This window comes from Streptomyces tibetensis, assembly GCF_007655005.1.
GTDB lineage: Bacteria > Actinomycetota > Actinomycetes > Streptomycetales > Streptomycetaceae > Streptomyces > Streptomyces tibetensis.
The window spans coordinates 403,780-421,976 of sequence record NZ_SZVW01000005.1 but is presented as its reverse complement, the minus strand read 5'-3'; the positions used below and the strand labels follow the sequence as shown (position 1 = coordinate 421,976).

Here is an 18,197-nt window from a genome sequence, read left to right as displayed (position 1 = left end):
TCCTCGCCGGTATCGCAGCCCTGCGCTAGCGGATCTCACCGGTATCGCAGCCCTGCGCCAGCGGATCTCAGACGGCGCGCATCTCGCCGTACGTGGCTGCCGGTGCCCTGCGTGCGTCGAGCGCCCCGAGCGTGCCGACCGTCAGCAGGCTCTGCGCGGCGACGTAGGTGAGCATGATCCAGAAGTCCGGTGCGGGCAGTTGCGGCCACTTGGCCACACCGGTCGCGATGAGCGTGTCGGACAGCAGGAACAGCGCCCCGCCGAGCCCTGCGAGGAGACCGAGCCGGACGGCGGACCGGTACGCCATGGCGGTGAGCAGGAGGCTGTAGCCGGCGACCGGCACGCGCAGGCCCGCGGGCAGGTCCGGCCGGAGCAGCGCCACTGTCGTCACGAGGGCGGCGGCGTAGCCCAGGGCCAGGACGCCCGCACGCGCGCGTGAGACGGCGTTCCGGCTGCCGTACGTCGTGAAGAGCACGAGGTAGCAGACGTGGCCCGCCGCGAAGGACGCCATGCCCGCGAGGAAGGCCGGCTCGGCGTCCGACAGCAGCAGGACATCACCGCCCCAGCCGAACAGCAGGGCGGCCAGGAGCGGTCGGGGCGCCTTGCGCAGGGCGGCCCACAGGGCCAGGAGCGGCATCAGCAGGGGCTTGGCGACGGTGTGCCCGGCGTCGGCACCGGTCGCGAGGCAGACCAGGTCGACGGCGACGGCGAGGCCGAAGGCGGCCGGGAGGAGACGCGAGGGGGTCACGCCGATGTGCCCTTCCCGGCCGGGGCGGTCCCGGCACCGGGGGTGACATCGGCGACCGGCGCCCTCCCGGAAACCGACGTGCTCTCAGGTCCCGGCGTGGTCGCGGCGGCCAGGGACGAAGCCGGCGTGGGGGCCGGGGACGAAGCCGGTGCGGCGGCCGGGGACGAAGCCGGCGTGGGGGCCGCCGGTCCCGGTCCCCAGCCCGGTCCGCGGAAGACGCGTCCCGCGCGCTCGCGCCAACTGCGTGCCGCTCGCAGGTCCTTGGCGATGGCCACGTACTCGTGCGTGGCGACCTTGACCAGGTTGTACGTGGTGATGTTCTTGGTCAGTCCGTAACGGGGCCGCTCGGTCTCCGCGACGAACGACCCGAACAGCCGGTCCCAGACGATGAGGATGCCGCCGAAGTTGCGGTCCAGATAGCCACCCTGGGAGGCGTGGTGGACGCGGTGGTGGGAGGGGGTGTTGAAGACGAACTCGAACCAGCGGGGCATCTTGTCGATGCGCTCGGTGTGGATCCAGAACTGGTAGACGAGGTTCGCCGAGGAGCAGAACGCGAGCGCGGCGGGGTGCACGCCGAGGACGATGAGGGGGACGTAGAACGGCCACACGGTCAGGGACGTCCAGGGCTGGCGCAGCGCGGTGGTGAGGTTGAACTTCCGGCTGGAGTGGTGGACGACGTGGCAGGCCCACAGGATGCGGATGACGTGGTGGCCGCGGTGGGACCAGTAGTAGAAGAAGTCCTGCCCGAGCAGCATCAGCGGGACGGTCCACCAGAGCACGGGCACGCGCAGCGGCGTGAGTTCGTAGAGGGCCGTGTAGATCGCCAGAATCGGGATCTTCCATACGAAGTCGAAGGCGAGGCTGCCGAGCCCCATGCCCACACTCGTGGCGGCGTCCTTCGCCTCGTAGCCCTCCGCGTCCTCGTCGGGATGGAGGCGGTAACTCACCATTTCGACCACGGTGAGCAGCACAAAGGCGGGGACGGACCACAGCACGACATCGGGCAGGTTCGGCATGCAAGCACCGTAGGACCGGAGTACCGCCCCGGCCAGACGTTGTTACCCACAAGTATTACCGACGGTACGCGCTTGCTTCTTGGTGATCTCCGCCAATCCGGTACGGGGCCGATTCAGACATCGGGCGAGGAGGCGCCCGGCTGATCGACTGAGGACCGATCAGACGTACACCCCTCGAACGGACAGACCGGACAACACGCCTGAGGGGGTGTCGGAAGAGCCTGGCCGGCACACCTGACGGACGGCGGTGTCAGTCGCGGCCCGTATCCTCAGTGACCATGCTGGAAGACCTGACGACCGCAGTGTTCTCGGCCACGCCGTGGCCGGCCGCGTATCCCAAGGGGTACGCGGTCGTTGACGTGGAGACCACGGGCCTGGCCCGGGACGACCGCATCATCTCCGCGGCGGTCTACCGGCTGGACGAGCGCGGCGAGGTCGAGGACCACTGGTACACGACGGTCAATCCCGAGCGCGACCCGGGCCCCGTGTGGATCCACGGACTGACGAGCGAGGCGCTCGAAGGGGCGCCCCTCTTCCCGGACATCGCCGAGGAGTTCACGGCCCGGCTGGCGGGGCGGGTGCTGGTCGCCCACAACGCCGTCTTCGACTGGCAGATGATCGCCCGGGAGTACGCGCGCGCCGAGCGCGAGGCGCCGGTGCGGCAGCGGCTGTGCACCATCGCGCTCTCCAAGGAACTCGGGCTGCCGTTGCCCAACCACAAGCTGGAGTCCCTCGCGGCGCACTTCGGCGTCGTCCAGCAGCGGGCGCACCACGCCCTGGACGACGCGCGTGTGCTGGCGGAGGCGTTCCGGCCGAGCCTGCGGGCGGCGGCGGCGAACAACGTACGGCTGCCGCTGCACGAGTGCCGGCCGCTGACCGAGTGGGCGGACCGTCCCGCCGCACCCCGCATCGGGCAGCAGGCCGGCCCCGGAGGCTACGGCGGTTACCGGCCGAACAGTTGGCGCCCGTCCCGCAAGCGCCCCGCCTGCCCCTACCCCAACCCCGGGCGCTACGAGGCGGGCGGGCGGCTCAAGCAGGGCATGCGGGTCGCCTTCTCCGGTGACACCTCCACCGAGCGGGACCTGCTGGAGGACCGCGCGACCGAGGCCGGGCTGCACGTGGCCACGAGCCTGTCCCGCCTGACCAGCCTGCTCGTCACGAACGACCCGGACTCGGGCACCTCCAAGGTCGTCAAGGCCCGGCAGTTCGGCACGCCGGTCGTGGACGAGGCGGCCTTCGGGCAACTCCTCGCGGATGTGGAGCCGGCGCCGGAAGGGTGAGCCGTGTCGCGGGGGTGGCCCACGCCGGCAAGGTGAGCCTTGTCGCGGGGGTGGCCCACGCCACAGAGGTGAACGCCGCAGAGGTGACCCACGCCGCAGGGGTGACCGTACGGACGGGTGATTGCCGGGCGACTCGCCCGCCGCCCGCTCGCTCGCACGGGGACGACGGCTCACCCTGTGGCGCATGGCGACCTGTGAGGTATGTGGCAATCAGTACGGAATGACCTTCGAGGTGCACGCGCAGGGCGCGGTGCACGTCTTCGACTGCTTCTCCTGCGCGATCCACCGCATGGCCCCGATCTGCGAGCACTGCCGGGTGCAGATCATCGGCCAGGGCGTCGAGGTCGAGGGCCACTGGTACTGCGGCGCCCATTGCGCCCGAGCGGAGGGAAAGGCAGGAATTGTCGACAAGGTCTGAACCGGTACCCGACCGAATGCACCCCACGACCGAGTTGTACGGTCGTGGGGTGTACCGCTTCCTGATGTCCCGGCAGTGGGTGATCCTCACGCTGATCGCCCTGCTTCTCATCCCCACGATGATCAGGCTGGGCATCTGGCAGATGCATCGCTACGAGGAGCGCACCGCCCGGAACCAGCTGGTCACCGATGCGCTGTCGGCCGATCCGGTGCCCGTGGAGAAACTGACCGCGCCCGGGCACACCGTGACCAGCGCCGAGCGCTACCGCACGGTGACGGCGAAGGGCCGCTTCGACACGGAGGGCGAGGTCGTCGTCCGGCGCCGCACCAACTCCGACGACGAGGTCGGCTACCACGTGCTCACCCCGTTCGTCCTCGACGACGGCAAGGTGCTGCTGGTCAACCGGGGCTGGATCCCCTCCGACGGTCCGAGCCAGACGACGTTCCCGAAGGTTCCCGCGCCGCCGGGCGGCGAGGTCACCGTCGAGGGGCGGCTGATGCCCGACGAGACGACCGCGGCGAGCGGCATCAAGAACCTCCAGGGCCTTCCCGACCGGCAGATCATGCTGATCAACAGCGAACAGCAGGCCCGGCGCCTGGACGCCCGCGTGCTCGGCGGCTACATCGCCCAGACCGCCCCCGAACCCAAGGGCGACGTCCCCGAGCTGCTGGGCAACCCCGGCAAGGAGGACGCGGCGCTGAACTACGCGTACGCCGTCCAGTGGTGGCTGTTCTCCGCGGCCGTCCCGGTCGGCTGGGTGGTCCTGGCCCGCCGCGAAGCCCGTGAGCGGGCCCAGCAGGCGGCCGAGGAATCCGACACGGCCGAGTCCGAGCCGGCAGCGGTGTAGACACCGCCACCGATCACCGCGAGGCGGGGCCCGACGCCCCGCGCGCCGCCACGGACCACGGCCGCGTGGCCATCGGCCGCCCCGCCCCGGCCCGGCGGCGCCTGCCGGCCAGGACACGTCACTCCCCCGGCCCCCGCCCTGATTGCCGCGCCGACTTGCCGGGAACCCGCACTGGGTGCCCAGCATCGAGGACTACGCGCTCATCGGCGACGAACAGACCGCGGCCCTGGTCGGTACGGACGGATCCGTCGACTGGTTGTGCCTGCCCCGCTTCGACTCGGCCGCCTGCTTCGCCAGAATGCTCGGCGACGAGGACAACGGCTACTGGCGCATCGCCCCCGTGGGGGCGGACCGCTGCACCCGGCGCGCCTACCGCCGCGACACCCTCGTCCTGGACACCGAGTGGGAGACGGAGCAGGGATCCGTCCGGGTCACCGACCTGATGCCCCAACGCGACCGCGCACCCGACCTGGTGCGCGTCGTCGAGGGCCTCGACGGCGAGGTGACGCTGCACAGCGCCCTCAAGCTGCGCTTCGACTACGGCTCGATCGTCCCCTGGGTGCGCAAGGCCGACGGCCACCGCGTCGCGGTGGCGGGACCCGACTCGACCTGGCTGCGCAGCGAGCCGGAGGTGACCAGCTGGGGCGAGGACTTCGGCACGCACGCCGAGTTCACCGTCAAGCAGGGGGAAAAGGTCGCCTTCGTCCTGACCTGGCACCCCTCCCACGAGGAGCGCCCGCCGCTCGTCGACCCGTACGACGCACTGCGCCACAGCGTGGAGGACTGGCGCGCCTGGGCGTCGCGCTGCCGCTACGACGGCCCGTACCGGGATGCCGTCGTCCGCTCCCTGATCACCCTCAAGGCGCTCACCTACGCCCCCACGGGCGGCATCGTCGCCGCCCCCACCACCTCGCTGCCCGAGGAACCGGGCGGGGTGCGCAACTGGGACTACCGCTACTGCTGGCTGCGCGACTCCACCCTCACCCTGAACGCGCTGCTCGCCGCGGGCTACCAGGAGGAGGCGGAGGCCTGGCGGAACTGGCTGCTGCGCGCGGTCGCGGGCGACCCGGCGGACCTGCAGATCATGTACGGCCTGGCGGGTGAACGCCGGCTGCCCGAGTTCGAGCTGCCGTGGCTGTCCGGCTTCGCCGAGTCCGCGCCGGTACGCGTCGGCAACGACGCCGTGACCCAGCTCCAGCTGGACGTCTACGGCGAGGTCATGGACTCCCTGTCGCTCGCCCGCGAGTCGGGCCTGTCCCCGCAGCCGGACGTGTGGGCGCTGCAGACGGCCCTGCTGGACTTCCTGCGCACCCACTGGCAGCAGCCGGACGAGGGGCTGTGGGAGGTGCGCGGCGGCCGGCGCCAGTTCGTGCACTCGAAGGTGATGGTGTGGGTGGCGGCCGACCGTGCCGTAGGCACCCTGGAGCGCCATCCGGAGCTGGACGGCGATCTGGACGGCTGGCGGGCGCTGCGCGACGAGGTGCACGAGGAGGTGTGCGAGAAGGGCTACGACGCGGAACGCAACACCTTCACGCAGTCCTACGGCTCACGCGAACTGGACGCCGCGCTGCTGCTCATCCCGCGCGTCGGGTTCCTGCCGCCGGACGATCCGCGGGTGATCGGCACGATCGACGCGGTCCGCGAGGAGCTCGCCCACAACGGCTTCCTGCGCCGCTACAGCACGGACGACGCCGGCGTCGACGGGCTGCCCGGCGGCGAGGGCGCCTTCCTGGTGTGCTCGTTCTGGCTCGCGGACGCCCTGCACATGACGGGCCGCACGAAGGAGGCCCGGGAGCTGTTCGAGCGGCTGGCGGGGCTCGCCAACGACGTCGGGCTGCTGTCCGAGGAGTTCGACCCGGTGACCGGTCGGCATCTCGGCAACTTCCCGCAGGCGTTCAGCCACATCGGGCTGGTGAACACCGCCCTCGCCCTGTTCGGTGAGGACGGGGCAGGATAGGGACCATGGATCTTGGACTGAAGGACCGGGTGTACGTCGTCACCGGGGCCACGCGAGGCCTCGGCAACGCCACCGCGCGTGAGCTCGTCGCGGACGGGGCGAAGGTGATCGTCTCGGGGCGCGACGAGAAGAGTGTCGCCGAGGCGGCCGCCGAGCTGGGACCGAACGCGGTCGGGGTGGCCGTCGACAACGCCGACCCGGAGGCGGCGGCCCGGCTGATCGCGGCCGCGCGGGAGAACTTCGGCCGTTTCAACGGTGTCCTCGTCAGCGTGGGCGGCCCGCCGGCCGGGTTCGTCGCGGACAACACGGACGAGCAGTGGCAGACGGCGTTCGAGTCGGTGTTCCTCGGTGCGGTGCGGCTGGCCCGGGCCGCGGCCGCCGAGATGGAGGCCGGGGGCGTCATCGGCTTCGTGCTGTCCGGGTCCGTGTACGAGCCGATCCCGGGGCTGACCATCTCGAACGGGCTGCGGCCGGGGCTCGCGGGATTCGCCAAGTCGCTCTCCGACGAGCTGGGGCCACGGGGCATCCGGGTGGTCGGTGTCCTACCCGGGCGGATCGACACCGACCGGGTACGGCAGCTGGACGCGCTGTCGGCGGATCCCGAGGCGACCCGTGCCGCGTCGGAGTCGCGGATTCCACTGCGCCGGTACGGGGCGCCCGAAGAGTTCGGGCGGGTGGCGGCGTTCTTGTTGTCGCCGGCCGCCTCTTACCTGACCGGTGTGATGGTGCCCGTCGACGGGGGAGCGCGCCACGGGTTCTGACCGGTGCCGTCCGCGGGTCGTGGGGGTGGTCGCGCCCACGCGGTGGAGCCGCACATCACTCCAGCCCCGCACCCCTTGGGGCGCACCCCTGGAGTGCGTCGTCAACTCACTCTCTGCGCGCCGTGCTTGACGCCCCGCAGGCGTACCTCTGCCGGAAGTGACTCAAGACCCGCCGATGTCCTCGCATGGGCCAAGGCGCCGGTCGTGAAGTCGGTCAAGGCCGTCCCCGGGTCCACGTGCGGCTCCAGTGCGAGGCGTACGTGGGCCTCGGGGGTGCTGCGGCCGCCCTTCAGTCGGGCGTGGGCCGCGTCCACCCCGTCGACGTGGGCCGACTCCTGGGTGAGGACGTTCTCCAGGGCCCTGCCCCGCACCAGCGCGCCGTCACCGTCGCCGGTGTCGACGAGGACCTCGGCGAGGCGGCGCCGGCGCAGGACCGCGACGAGCCACCACAGGGCGAGCAGCAGCGATACGGCGAGGGCGGCGATGACGACCGGCCACCACCAGCCCTCGTCACGCCAGCGGGTGCGCTCGGCGTTGCTCAGCAGCACGTCGTGCTCACTGTCGTGGATCCACCACGAGGGCACCGGGGCGCCCAGGCCGACGGCGAGGACGGAGCCGCCCAGCACCAGCAGAATGAGGCCCATCAGGCCGAGGAACACGCGGTTGACGGTCCTGAGCACCGTCGCTCACCCCTTCCGGCCGGGCCGCCGGACGCGCACCGACAGCGAGGGCGGCCGGGACAGCCCCAGTCCGCGGACCGCGTCGGCGAGCACGGCGTCCAGATCGGTCCTTACGTCGTCCACTTCCCGGAAGTGCGCCATCGCGCGCACGTCGGCCCGCCTCCGGCGGACCCGTACCCGGGCCGACTGCACGCCGGCCACCTCCATGGCCCGGTCCCGCAGCGCGATGGCGGCGGCGTCCCGGTGCAGTCCGGCACGGACCTCGGTGTGGGCGCGCCGCATCGGGAGCACGGACCGCAGGCCGGGTGTGGCGGCCAGAGTCAGCAGCCACAGGCCGAGGACGGCGGCGACCCCGGCGCCGACGAGCACCCACGTGTCGTCGAGGGGCCGTTCGGCGAGCTGCCGGGCCAGTTCCCGCCGCCAGTACATGCCGGGCCGGCCGGCGCGCACGGAGACGATGTCGTAGAGGAACAGCCCGGTCAGGCCCAGGAGCAGCAGGGCGACGATGCCCGCGGGGACGCGGCGCGCCGACCAGAAGCGGCCCTCGCGGCCGCCGCCCTCCCCGGGTTCGGCCGGTGGCTCGTGGGCGTCCGACGCATCGGACCGGTCGGGCCCGTCGCCGTTGCGCCTCTCCTGCTCGTCGAGGACCGGCAGGCGCTGCGTGCTGCCCTCGGGTGGTTGTTCCTGGTCGTGGGGTTCGCTCATCGCATCCTCCCCTGTGCCGCGCCGGGTCCCGCGACCAGGTGCAGCTGCTCCACCTGGACGACGACATCCGGCACCTGCATGCCCACCAGGGCCTCCACCCGCTCGACCACGTGGCGACGCACGGTGCGGCAGCGGGCGCCGATGTCGCAGGGGTAGTCGAGTTCGAGGTGGACCCGGACGTGGGCGACGTCGCGGTGGACGACGACGGACGCGGAGGGCCGTCCGGCGTCGGGCGGCAGCGTGCCGACCGCCTCGCGGGCCGCCTGCGAGGCGATCTTCGCGACGACCCGGTCAGCGATCCGCGTCCCGCCGCGCTCGCCCGGCAGGACGACGCTCAGGGGTCTGTCGAGCTCACCGGCCCCCGTACCCACGGGCGTCACCGCCGCCGTTCACGGACACGGAAGAAGTCGCCGAAGTCCATGTCCCCGTCCAGGAACCGGCCGACGACGAAGCCGACGGCGCCCAGCGCCGCCACCAGCACGAAGGCACCGAATCCGCCGAAATATCCGGCGAACGCCAGCGCCATGCCGGCGATCATGCCGACCACGGCCATGCTCATGCGCTCCTCAGCTCCTCAGCCGCTTGTGTTGTCCGATGGCCCGTGCCTCACTGGATCCGGCGCTCCGGTTCCTCTTCCTCCTCGTCCGGCAGCTTCACGTCGCTCACCGCGATGTTGACCTCGACGACCTCGAGACCGGTCATCCGCTCCACGGCGTTGATGACGTTCTCCCGTACGCCCCGGGCCACATCGGCGATCGACACGCCGTACTCCACGACGATCTCCAGGTCGAGGGCGGCCTGCACCTCACCGACCTCGGCCTTCACTCCGCGCGTCACCGACTTGGCGCCGCCGGGCACCCGGTCGCGCACGGCGCCGAAGGTCCGGGACATACCGCTGCCCATGGCGTGCACGCCGTCGACGTCGCGTGCGGCGAGCCCGGCGATCTTCTCCACGACGCCGTCCGCGATGGTCGTCCGGCCCCGGGAGCCCGGGTCTCCTCCCTCGCGCTTGACCAGCGGGCTCCTGCGCGCCGCCGGCGTATCGGACTCCCCGCCCCGGGTCTCGGTCGTGTCAGTCATCGCCGTACGTCCTTTCGGTCGTCGTCCTTGGACCACCGTAAGCACGGTTGCGTGGGAGCGCGCCTCTGATGCGGCAGGCTGGTGGAATGACGGCCGACCGATGGGCGCAGGCAGTGAGACATCAGCTGGGAATCGGCAGGCTTCTGCCGTTGGGTGACGCGCGGGACGGCGCGTGGATCGCGGAGCGGGCAGCGGAGGCGGTGCTGCGGAGTGCGGCGTGGGACGCGCCAGGGGTGCGCCTCGACGCGCTCCGGGTCGCGGTCGCCGACGCGGCGGACACCGCCGAGCCGGCCGTACCGGCTCCGCCGAGTGCGCTGCCGCCCGGGCCGCTACGGGTGACGGCGGAGTTCGCCGCGACGGCCTCGCAGCCGCTGCCGGCGACGGCGACCCTGCTGCGGCACACGCTGGCGGCCGCGGCGAACGGGCGGCTCGGCCTGACGGTGACGGAGGTGGACCTGCGGGTGACGGGGCTGCTGGAGGAGGACGCCGAGGGGCCCGCGGAACGCGCGGCCGCGGGCCTTCCCGAGCCGCCGGGTGCCGCGCGGGCCGAGGGCTCCGACGAGACCCGGGTGGCCGCCGCCGCGCTCGGCGTCCCGGGTGTCCTCCATCTGACCGGCACGCTGGGCCACCCCGTGCACATCGAGCTGCTGTTCCCCGAGGGCGCGGCGCTGCCCCACCGCCATGTCCGGCTGGAGGTGGCGGTGAGCTCGGACCGGCGGGCCAGGGACGTGGCCCGCGAGGTCCGCACGGCGGTCAGGCGGACGCTGCCGGATCACCCGACGGTGGCGGTCGTGGTGAGCGCGATCGGCTGACCGTGCTCCCCCGCCGGCCGTGCCACGCGGCCCGGTGGCGGCGGCCTGCCCGCGCGCAGGCCGCCGGTGGACGGGACACCTGCGGCGGACGGCCAGGGCCGATCGCTCACCCGGCGAGGCCCGGGCCCCCGGCGCGGCTCAGTCCTCGACGCCCGCGAGGTCCCGCAGCCTGCGGGCCTGGGACTGGCGCTCGGCGGCGCGCTGCTCCTCGTACGTGCGGTCCTGGGCGCCCCGCAGCAGGGCCTTGGTCTCGATGACCGCGTCGCGGGGGGCGGCGAGCACGGCCGAGACGAGGTCGCGGACCGTGTCGTCCAGCTGGCCGGTGGGCACGGCGAGGTTGGCCAGGCCGGTGTTCACGGCCTCCTCGGCCGTGACGAAGCGCCCGGTCACGCAGATCTCCAGCGCGCGGGCGTATCCGACGAGTCCCACCAGCGGGTGCGTGCCCGTCAGGTCGGGCACGAGTCCGAGGCTGGTCTCACGCATGGCGAACTGCACGTCGTCGGCGACGACGCGCAGATCGCAGGCGAGGGCGAGCTGGAAGCCCGCCCCGATGGCATGCCCCTGGACAGCGGCGACGGAGACGATGTCGCTGCGCCGCCACCAGGTGAACGCCTCCTGGTATTCGGCGATGGTCGCGTCCAGCTCGGCGTCGGCGCCGCGCGCGAGGTCGATGAACGACGGTTCGCCGTCGAAGCCCTCGGGCGTGAACGCCTGCCGGTCGAGCCCGGCCGAGAAGGACTTGCCCTCGGCCCGCAGCACCACAACGCGGACGGAGCCCGGCAGCCGCCGCCCGGCCTCGGTCAGCGCACGCCACAGAGCGGGGCTCTGCGCGTTGCGCTTGTCCGGGTTGGTCAGCGTCACCGTGGCGATCGCGTCGTCGACGGTGAGCCGTACGCCGTCCTTGTCGAGTACGGGAACGAGGTCCTTGTCGGGCGAAGCCATGGGACGCCTCCGATGTGTGCGGTCTTACGAGCCCGTACGACGGCTGCGCCGTCGAGGCAGGCCACGCTTAAGTGACTGCACAGTAACCACCCGGCCGATCAGTCGACCGACCGGGTGGCCACCATCGGAGCCGTGGGGCCACCCGGGGTCAGGCCGTGGCCTTTTTGCCCCGGGTCGCCCCGCCACGCCCTCGCAGCGTGACGCCCGACTCACTGAGCATGCGGTGCACAAAGCCATACGAGCGGCCGGTCTCCTCGGCCAACGCCCGGATGCTCGCACCGGCGTCGTACTTCTTCTTCAGGTCTGCCGCGAGCTTGTCGCGCGCGGCGCCGGTCACCCGGCTGCCCTTCTTCAGAGTCTCGGCCACCCGTGCCTCCTCATGGGAAGTGCGCTCTGGTCTCCTCATGATCACCCCTCCGGGCCTTCCTGGCCACCCATTCGGCAAGGTCCGTGAGACAAGGTTGTGACGACGGGAGCACATCCCCACATCCGGAATGCAGAATTCCGAAGAGTGGTGTCCGTACGGCCGAACAGATGGTGGAGGAAAATGCCAGGTCAGAAAGGCCGCGCGGCCGAGCCCGGAAGAATCGGGGGCTCGGCCGCGAAATCGATGTAGGACACACCTCGGTACGAGGAGATCTCACACAGATGATGGATCACCGCTGGGCCGAATGATCCATACGCCGTTGATCACACATTCGATCAAGCGCCGGTGTGGCTCAGGCCAGGGCGACGAGATCCGCGTAGTCGGCGCCCCACAGGTCCTCGACGCCGTCCGGCAGCAGGATGATCCGCTCCGGCTGGAGCGCCTCGACCGCGCCCTCGTCGTGCGTGACGAGGACGACCGCGCCCTTGTAGGTGCGCAGCGCGCCGAGGATCTCCTCGCGGCTGGCGGGGTCGAGGTTGTTGGTCGGCTCGTCGAGGAGCAGCACGTTGGCCGAGGACACCACGAGGGTGGCGAGGGCGAGGCGGGTCTTCTCGCCGCCGGAGAGGACCCCGGCCGGCTTGTCGACGTCGTCGCCGGAGAACAGGAACGAGCCGAGCGTCTTGCGGACCTCCACCAGGTCCAGGTCGGGGGCGGCCGAGCGCATGTTCTCCAGGACCGTGCGCTCCGGGTCGAGGGTCTCGTGCTCCTGGGCGTAGTAGCCGAGCTTGAGGCCGTGGCCCTCGATGACCTTGCCGGTGTCGGGCTGCTCCGCCCCGCCGAGGAGGCGGAGCAGGGTCGTCTTGCCGGCGCCGTTGAGGCCGAGGATGACGACGCGTGAGCCCTTGTCGATGGCCAGGTCGACGTCGGTGAAGATCTCCAGCGATCCGTAGGACTTCGACAGGCCCTCGGCCATGAGGGGAGTCTTGCCGCACGGGGAGGGCTCGGGGAAGCGCAGCTTGGCGACCTTGTCGGACTTCCGCTCGGCCTCCAGGCCGGCCAGCAGCTTGTCCGCCCGGCGGGCCATGTTCTGCGCGGCGACGGTCTTGGTGGCCTTGGCCCGCATCTTGTCGGCCTGCGAGTGCAGCGCGGAGGCCTTCTTCTCGGCGTTCTGCCGCTCGCGCTTGCGGCGCTTCTCGTCGGCCTCGCGCTGCTGCTGGTAGAGCTTCCAGCCCATGTTGTAGATGTCGATCTGGGCGCGGTTGGCGTCCAGGTAGAACACCTTGTTGACGACCGTCTCGACGAGGTCGACGTCGTGGGAGATCACGATGAAGCCGCCGCGGTAGGTCCGCAGGTAGTCGCGCAGCCAGACGATCGAGTCGGCGTCGAGGTGGTTCGTGGGCTCGTCGAGCAGCAGGGTGTCCGCGTCGGAGAAGAGGATCCGGGCCAGCTCGATACGGCGGCGCTGACCGCCGGACAGGGTGTGCAGGGGCTGGCCGAGCACCCGGTCGGGCAGGTTGAGCGCGGCGGCGATGGTGGCGGCCTCGGCCTCGGCGGCGTACCCGCCCTTGGTGAGGAACTCGGTCTCCTGGCGCTCGTACTGCTTGAGCGCCTTCTCGCGGGTGGCGCCCTGGCCGGTGGCGATGCGCTGTTCGTTGTCGCGCATCTTGCGGAGCAGCACGTCCAGGCCGCGCGCGGACAGGACGCGGTCGCGGGCGAGGATGTCGAGGTCCCCGGTGCGGGGGTCCTGCGGGAGGTAGCCGACCTCGCCGGAGCGGGTGATGGTGCCACCGGCGGGCATGCCCTCGCCCGCCAGGCACTTGGTGAGGGTGGTCTTCCCCGCGCCGTTGCGGCCGACCAGGCCGATGCGGTCGCCCTTGGCGATGCGGAACGAGGCGTTTTCGATGAGGACGCGGGCACCGGCGCGCAGCTCGATACCGGAGGCGGAGATCACGGACAGACTCCAGGGCGGATACGGGGGCGGGATGGACGGCTGAGGACGTTCCCGCCGTCTAATGCGCGAGGAGAATGGCCATGGGGGACAGTCTAACGGGGGCGTGCAACCACTTTTTCTGTGTGCGGGTGTTCGATCACCGGCGGCCGGACGCGGGGCCGTTGCCGGTGGCCGATGGAACACTGAGGGGGACAGCCCCGCGAGACACGAGGAAGTGATCGCCATGGCAGGCACGTCCGGCGGGCGTCCGAGCATCTACCCGACGCTGCTGTACGCGGACGCGAAGGCGGCGATCCGGCAGCTCACGGAGGCCTTCGGCTTCACGGAGCTGTCGGTGTACGAGGGCGAGGACGGCTCGGTGCTGCACGCCGAGCTGGCCCAGGGCAACGGCGCGGTGATGGTCGGCAGCAAGGGCCGGGGCGGCCTGTTCGACACGGCCATGAAGAACGCGGGCACCACGGGGGTGTACGTGGTCGTGGACGACGTGGACGGGCACCACCGCCACGCCGTGGAGCACGGCGTGGAGGTGCTGATGTCCCCGACGGACCAGGACTACGGCTCGCGGGACTACATGGCCCGCGACCTCGAGGGCAATGTGTGGAGCTTCGGGACGTACGCGCCGGAGATCACGACGGGCTGACGTCCCCGCCCTCGGGCCTGTCGTTCGGATCAGGTCGCAGACGCGGGGCCGGCACGCGCATCCGCGGCGTCGAGAGGCACCGTCGATTCCCTGCGGCCTGATCCGAACGACGGGCCCTAGCTGCCGCCGGTGTGTACCTGGAAGGCGGCCCTGCGGACCGCCTTGGCCAGGGCCGGGTCGGGGTGTGCGGCGGCGAGGGCGACCAGCACCTGCACGGTGCGCGGGTGCCCCACCGCGCGTACCTCGTCCAGGAGCCTCGGGATGGTCGGCTGCACCGCCGACTCCAGATGGCGCACCAGCAGCGGCGCCTCACCGTGGTCGGCGACGGCGGCGGCGGTGTCCACCCACAGCCAGGTCGCCTCCTCGCGGGTGAGGACCTCGTGGGCGTCCTCGGGGTCGGCGCCGTCGTGCTCGGCCAGCCACAGCAGCGCGTACGGCCTGAGGGTGGGCTCGTCCAGCACGCCGCGGACGTCCGGCTCGGCGGGGGCGCCGACCACGCGCAGCGCCTCGAAGGCGAGGCCGCGCAGCAGGGCGTCCTCGCCGCGGGCGGCACCGAGGAGTTCGGTGACGGCGCTGCCGACCGGGCGGGCGGCGAGCCAGGCGCGGTACTCGGCGCGGGCCGCGTTCGGCCGCAGCTGGGCGCAGCCGCGGAGCATGTCGTCGGCGGCCTGCTCGATGTTCCCGGCGGGGCTCTGCGCGGCGACGCAGATCTGCTCCAGCTTGACCCAGACGGCCCAGCTGCCGAGGGGGGTGAGGGTGGCCTGGCCGTCGCCGTAGGTGAGGGCGCCGACGGAGGCGAGGGCGCGCAGGGCCCAGTCGAGCAGCGGGGCGAGGGGGGCGTCGGTGGGCTCCGGTTCGGCCGACGGCTCGGGCTGGGGGCCGTAAGGGATCTCGCAGCGGGCGGTCCGCAGCTCGGTGACCCGCTGCTCCAGGAGGTCGAGGAGCTGCTCCACGGGGACGGGCCCGGCGGACAGCTGGAGGAAGGAGAGCGCCTGCGGCATGGCCGAGACGACCTCGGCGACGGCGGCGGGCTCGTGCTCCGCGGGCTCCGGGTGGGCGAGCGACCAGGCGTCGAAGAGCGCGACCCAGCCGCGCAGCACGGCACTGTCGTCGCGGTCCCAGGCGCGCAGCCGCCAGCCGGGGCGGGCGCTGTCGCCGTGCACCTCGACGAGGCCGGCGAGGCGGGCGGTGTCCCAGTCGGCTCTGACCTGAGCCGGGGTCAGGCCCAGATCACGGGCGGCCCGTTCGGCGGTCGCGTCGGAGAGGGTGGCCTTGCCGTCGTCGGTGGCGCTGTCCCGGCCGGGGCCGAGCGCGGCGTCCGCCCAGCGGGCGACACGGGCCGCGTCGGCAAGACCTGAGCGAGCCATTCTGGCCAGCTCCGCCGGTGCCGGGGTGCCCTCCGGGGGGCGCGGCGCGGGGCGGCGCGAGCGCCGCTGGTTCATCGCTGGGGGTGCGGCGGCCAGGGGTCGCGGGCGGACGAGTCGGAGCCTGGAGTCGCGCGGGATACGGGACGTCACGGGGGCAGTCTTCCGGTTGACGGTCCGAAAACCCAAACGGAATGTCACGGCGGGCGACGGGGATGGCCAACGCACCGGCTCGCGGGAGTGGTCGAGGGCCGGGAACCGGCCAGTGGTACGACGCTAAACGGAATCGTGGCGACCGGTCCGTGGGGAACGGGAAGAGACGTGGTTGCGACGGGGCGAAGGGGGCGTGAACGGGGGGTGTGTGAGGGACCGCCGGGAGAGGCGCGGCGGCGGGTGGGCCGGAGAGGGGTCAGACAAGGGGCGTCAGGAAGCGCCGGAGCGCCTCCTCGTAGCCTTCCGGGTCGGCGTTCCACATGGCGCCGTGGGGGGCGCCGGCGACGGTGCGGAGGGCGACCAGGTCGGGGCGGGCGTCGGCGAGCCGGCGCGACGGCTGCCAGGGGGCGACGGTGTCGTCCGGTCCGTGGAGCACGAGCGCCGGGACGCGCAGCCCGTCGGTCGGGACCGTGCCCGCGACGCGGTCGCCGGTCAGGCCGGTGCGGCCCTGGGCGGCGCGGACCGCGAGGGGCAGCAGTGGGCCCGGGGTGCGGCGGGCCGAGGCGAGGGCGCGCAGGGTGGTCTCCCAGTCGAGCACCGGGGAGTCCAGGACGAGCCCGGCGACGCGGTCGCGCAGCCCCGAGTGCGCGGCGGCGTGCAGGGCCATGGTGGCGCCGGTGGACCAGCCGAGCAGGACGACCTGCCGGGCTCCGTAGCGCACGGCGTAGCGGATGGCCGCGTCGAGGTCGCGCCACTCGGTCTCGCCGAGGTGGTTCAGGCCGTCGGGCGGGCGCGGTGCGCCCAGGTCGCCGCGGTAGGCGAGGGCGAGCACCGGGAAGTGGCTGCGGTGCAGGAACCCCATGACGTTCAGGGCGAGTTCCCGGGTGGTGCCCAGGCCGTGCACGGCGATCACCCAGGTGGTGCGCTTGCCCGGCACGAACCACGCGGGCAGGGCGCCGAGTTCGCCGGGGACGTCGACGTCGGCGTGTTCGAGTCCGAGGGCGGAGCCGGGGTCGCCGACGTACACGTTCGGCGTGAGCCAGACCTTGTCCCCGGAGCTCAGCGTGCCGTGCGTGACGCTCTCCAGGCGGCGCACGACGGTGTCGGCGGGGTGCTGGGCGCCGGTCAGGACGGGGCCGACGACGGCGTGGGAGCCGTCGCCGGAGAGGCCGTAACGGCCGGGGCGCAGGGCGGCGAGGTCCCGGGTGAGGCTGATCTGCCCGGCGGCGGTGCCGTGCACGGTGAGCCGGGGTTCGGTGGGCAGGGGCCTGCCGGGGGGCGCCTTGAGCGCGGCGTCGCTGGCGAGCCGGCCGGCGGCCACCGCGGCGGCACCGGCCCCGATCACGGCGGTGACGGCTGCGGCCGTCGCTTTGACAGTGCGCACGGCTCCAGTGTCCCGGCGGACGGCGTGGGCGACCAGTGGGAGGGAGCCGGGGAGTGAGCCCCGCCGTCCCGGCTCACGGCGCGGGACCAGTCCGGAAGGAGCCGGGGAGTGAGCCCCGCCGTCCCGGCTCACGGCGCGGGACCAGTCCGGAAGGAGCCGGGGAGTGATCCCCGCCGTCCCGGCTCACAGCGCGGGACCAGTCCGGAAGGAGCCGGGGAGTGATCCCCGCCGTCCCGGCTCACGGCGCGGGCGACCAAGCGGGAGGGAGGCTGAGGTGAGCACCGCGGCGGTCGTGCGGACGGCTCAGCCGCGCTGGCCGTAGCCGCGCAGGCGCTCCTCCACCTCCGTCAGCTGCTCCCGGGACAGCAGGCTCGGGGTCAGGCCGGGCACCGAGGAGGCGGTGAGCCACAGGCGGCACATCCACTCCAGCTGGGCGGTGCGGTCGTAGGCCTGGGCGAGGGTGCTGCCGTGGGTGAGGGTGCCGTGGTTCTGGAGCAGGCAGCCGGAGCGGCCGGTGAGGGCGCGGAGCATGTTCTCGGCCAACTCGTCGCTGCCGTAGGGGGCGTAGGGGGCGACCCGGACGGGGCCGCCGAGCGCGGCGGCCATGTAGTGGATCAACGGGAGCTCGGTCACGAGCGTCGAGACGGCCGTGGCGTGCACGGCGTGGGTGTGGACGACGGCCAGCGCGCCGGTCGTGCGGTACACGGCGAGGTGCATGGGCAGCTCGCTGGTCGGGACGAGGGTGCCGAGGACCTGCCGGCCGTCGAGGTCGACGCCGGTCACGTCGTCCGGCGTCAGCCGGTCGTAGGGGACGCCGGACGGCGTGACCAGGACGGTGTCCCCGACGCGCACCGAGACGTTGCCGGACGTGCCCACGACGAGTCCGTCCGAGACCGTCCGGCGGGCCGTCGTGACGAGGTCGTCCCAGGCGCGGGCCTCCTCGCGGCGCGCGGTCCCACGGCGCGGCTCCCCCGCACCCGCCGCACTACCCCGTGCGTCCGCCGCACTCCCCCGGACGTCCGCCGTGCGCCGCTGTAGGTCCGCCGTGCGCCGCTCGTCGTCTCGCTGCTCAGCCATGCCGCGATCCTGCCA

The 18,197-nt window shown here is 72.8% G+C and carries 20 protein-coding genes; 7 read left to right on the top strand and 13 right to left on the bottom strand.

The genetic code is table 11. The features are described 5' to 3' along the window. Positions 1–67: 67 nt before the first annotated feature. Both FDO69_RS11285 and FDO69_RS11280 read right to left on the bottom strand, forming a co-directional pair. Positions 68–748: a lysoplasmalogenase gene (locus tag FDO69_RS11285; RefSeq protein ID WP_104779622.1), complete on the bottom strand. Its 681-nt coding sequence runs from the start codon at positions 746–748 to the stop codon at positions 68–70. Continuing rightward, the gene (locus FDO69_RS11280) at positions 745–1,764 is read right to left on the bottom strand and encodes a sterol desaturase family protein (protein WP_104779621.1); all 1,020 of its coding nucleotides are present in this window, start codon (positions 1,762–1,764) and stop codon (positions 745–747) included. Before FDO69_RS11280 ends, FDO69_RS11285 begins: the two co-directional genes overlap by 4 nt. A gap of 278 nt (positions 1,765–2,042) precedes the next feature. On the opposite strand from FDO69_RS11280, the gene FDO69_RS11275 reads away from it, so the two are divergent. The 5 genes from FDO69_RS11275 to FDO69_RS11255 all read left to right on the top strand — a co-directional run bounded on the left by FDO69_RS11275 (position 2,043) and on the right by FDO69_RS11255 (position 7,027). Beyond that, positions 2,043–3,044 carry a DEDDh family exonuclease gene (locus FDO69_RS11275; RefSeq protein WP_104779679.1) on the top strand — a complete coding sequence of 334 codons (1,002 nt, stop codon included), beginning with the start codon at positions 2,043–2,045 and terminating at the stop codon, positions 3,042–3,044. Between the two features lie 184 nt (positions 3,045–3,228). Next, complete coding sequence (locus FDO69_RS11270) at positions 3,229–3,462, top strand: hypothetical protein (RefSeq protein ID WP_078615365.1); 234 nt, start codon at positions 3,229–3,231, stop codon at positions 3,460–3,462. 49 nt (positions 3,463–3,511) lie between these two features. Then, positions 3,512–4,309: an SURF1 family cytochrome oxidase biogenesis protein gene (locus FDO69_RS11265; RefSeq protein ID WP_276616049.1), complete on the top strand. Its 798-nt coding sequence runs from the start codon at positions 3,512–3,514 to the stop codon at positions 4,307–4,309. Between the two features lie 175 nt (positions 4,310–4,484). Next, a complete protein-coding gene (locus tag FDO69_RS11260; protein ID WP_104779619.1) occupies positions 4,485–6,266 on the top strand; it encodes a glycoside hydrolase family 15 protein in 1,782 nt (593 codons plus the stop codon). 5 nt (positions 6,267–6,271) lie between these two features. After that, entirely contained in the window at positions 6,272–7,027 is a 756-nt protein-coding gene (locus tag FDO69_RS11255) for an SDR family oxidoreductase (RefSeq protein WP_104779618.1), read from the top strand. Between the two features lie 101 nt (positions 7,028–7,128). On the opposite strand, the gene amaP is transcribed toward FDO69_RS11255, so the two are convergent. The 5 genes from amaP to FDO69_RS11230 are packed head-to-tail and all read right to left on the bottom strand — an operon-like array spanning position 7,129 to position 9,492. After that, positions 7,129–7,707 (bottom strand): alkaline shock response membrane anchor protein AmaP, encoded by a 579-nt coding sequence (gene amaP / locus FDO69_RS11250; RefSeq protein ID WP_104779617.1) that lies wholly within the window; start codon positions 7,705–7,707, stop codon positions 7,129–7,131. A 6-nt stretch (positions 7,708–7,713) separates the two neighbouring features. Further along, entirely contained in the window at positions 7,714–8,412 is a 699-nt protein-coding gene (locus tag FDO69_RS11245; protein WP_104779616.1) for a DUF6286 domain-containing protein, read from the bottom strand. Next, positions 8,409–8,792, bottom strand: a complete 384-nt coding sequence (locus tag FDO69_RS11240; protein WP_104779615.1) for an Asp23/Gls24 family envelope stress response protein — start codon at positions 8,790–8,792, stop codon at positions 8,409–8,411. The genes FDO69_RS11245 and FDO69_RS11240 overlap by 4 nt, the downstream gene beginning before the upstream one ends. Continuing rightward, positions 8,789–8,971, bottom strand: coding sequence for a hypothetical protein (locus FDO69_RS11235; RefSeq protein ID WP_033310926.1), 183 nt, complete (start codon positions 8,969–8,971; stop codon positions 8,789–8,791). The genes FDO69_RS11240 and FDO69_RS11235 overlap by 4 nt, the downstream gene beginning before the upstream one ends. Positions 8,972–9,018: 47 nt before the next feature. Continuing rightward, positions 9,019–9,492, bottom strand: a complete 474-nt coding sequence (locus FDO69_RS11230; protein WP_104779614.1) for an Asp23/Gls24 family envelope stress response protein — start codon at positions 9,490–9,492, stop codon at positions 9,019–9,021. 86 nt (positions 9,493–9,578) lie between these two features. On the opposite strand from FDO69_RS11230, the gene FDO69_RS11225 reads away from it, so the two are divergent. Beyond that, a complete protein-coding gene (locus tag FDO69_RS11225) occupies positions 9,579–10,304 on the top strand; it encodes a nucleopolyhedrovirus P10 family protein (RefSeq protein ID WP_104779613.1) in 726 nt (241 codons plus the stop codon). 138 nt (positions 10,305–10,442) lie between these two features. On the opposite strand, the gene FDO69_RS11220 is transcribed toward FDO69_RS11225, so the two are convergent. The 3 genes from FDO69_RS11220 to FDO69_RS11210 all read right to left on the bottom strand — a co-directional run bounded on the left by FDO69_RS11220 (position 10,443) and on the right by FDO69_RS11210 (position 13,564). Further along, positions 10,443–11,246: an enoyl-CoA hydratase/isomerase family protein gene (locus FDO69_RS11220; protein WP_104779612.1), complete on the bottom strand. Its 804-nt coding sequence runs from the start codon at positions 11,244–11,246 to the stop codon at positions 10,443–10,445. Between the two features lie 148 nt (positions 11,247–11,394). After that, the gene (locus FDO69_RS11215; protein WP_010037790.1) at positions 11,395–11,613 is read right to left on the bottom strand and encodes a helix-turn-helix domain-containing protein; all 219 of its coding nucleotides are present in this window, start codon (positions 11,611–11,613) and stop codon (positions 11,395–11,397) included. Positions 11,614–11,965: 352 nt separating this feature from the next. Further along, a complete protein-coding gene (locus FDO69_RS11210) occupies positions 11,966–13,564 on the bottom strand; it encodes an ABC-F family ATP-binding cassette domain-containing protein (protein ID WP_104779611.1) in 1,599 nt (532 codons plus the stop codon). Between the two features lie 223 nt (positions 13,565–13,787). Here FDO69_RS11210 and FDO69_RS11205 point away from each other — a divergent pair, with 223 nt between their 5' ends. Further along, complete coding sequence (locus tag FDO69_RS11205) at positions 13,788–14,204, top strand: VOC family protein (protein WP_104779610.1); 417 nt, start codon at positions 13,788–13,790, stop codon at positions 14,202–14,204. Between the two features lie 116 nt (positions 14,205–14,320). Here the strand turns inward: FDO69_RS11205 and FDO69_RS11200 are convergent, their stop codons facing one another. From FDO69_RS11200 to FDO69_RS11190, 3 genes are all read right to left on the bottom strand, one after another. After that, the gene (locus tag FDO69_RS11200) at positions 14,321–15,721 is read right to left on the bottom strand and encodes a hypothetical protein (protein ID WP_170320865.1); all 1,401 of its coding nucleotides are present in this window, start codon (positions 15,719–15,721) and stop codon (positions 14,321–14,323) included. A gap of 256 nt (positions 15,722–15,977) precedes the next feature. After that, positions 15,978–17,105 carry an alpha/beta hydrolase gene (locus FDO69_RS11195; protein ID WP_104779608.1) on the bottom strand — a complete coding sequence of 376 codons (1,128 nt, stop codon included), beginning with the start codon at positions 17,103–17,105 and terminating at the stop codon, positions 15,978–15,980. Between the two features lie 303 nt (positions 17,106–17,408). Next, a complete protein-coding gene (locus FDO69_RS11190; protein ID WP_234387895.1) occupies positions 17,409–18,182 on the bottom strand; it encodes a class II aldolase/adducin family protein in 774 nt (257 codons plus the stop codon). Positions 18,183–18,197: the final 15 nt, after the last annotated feature.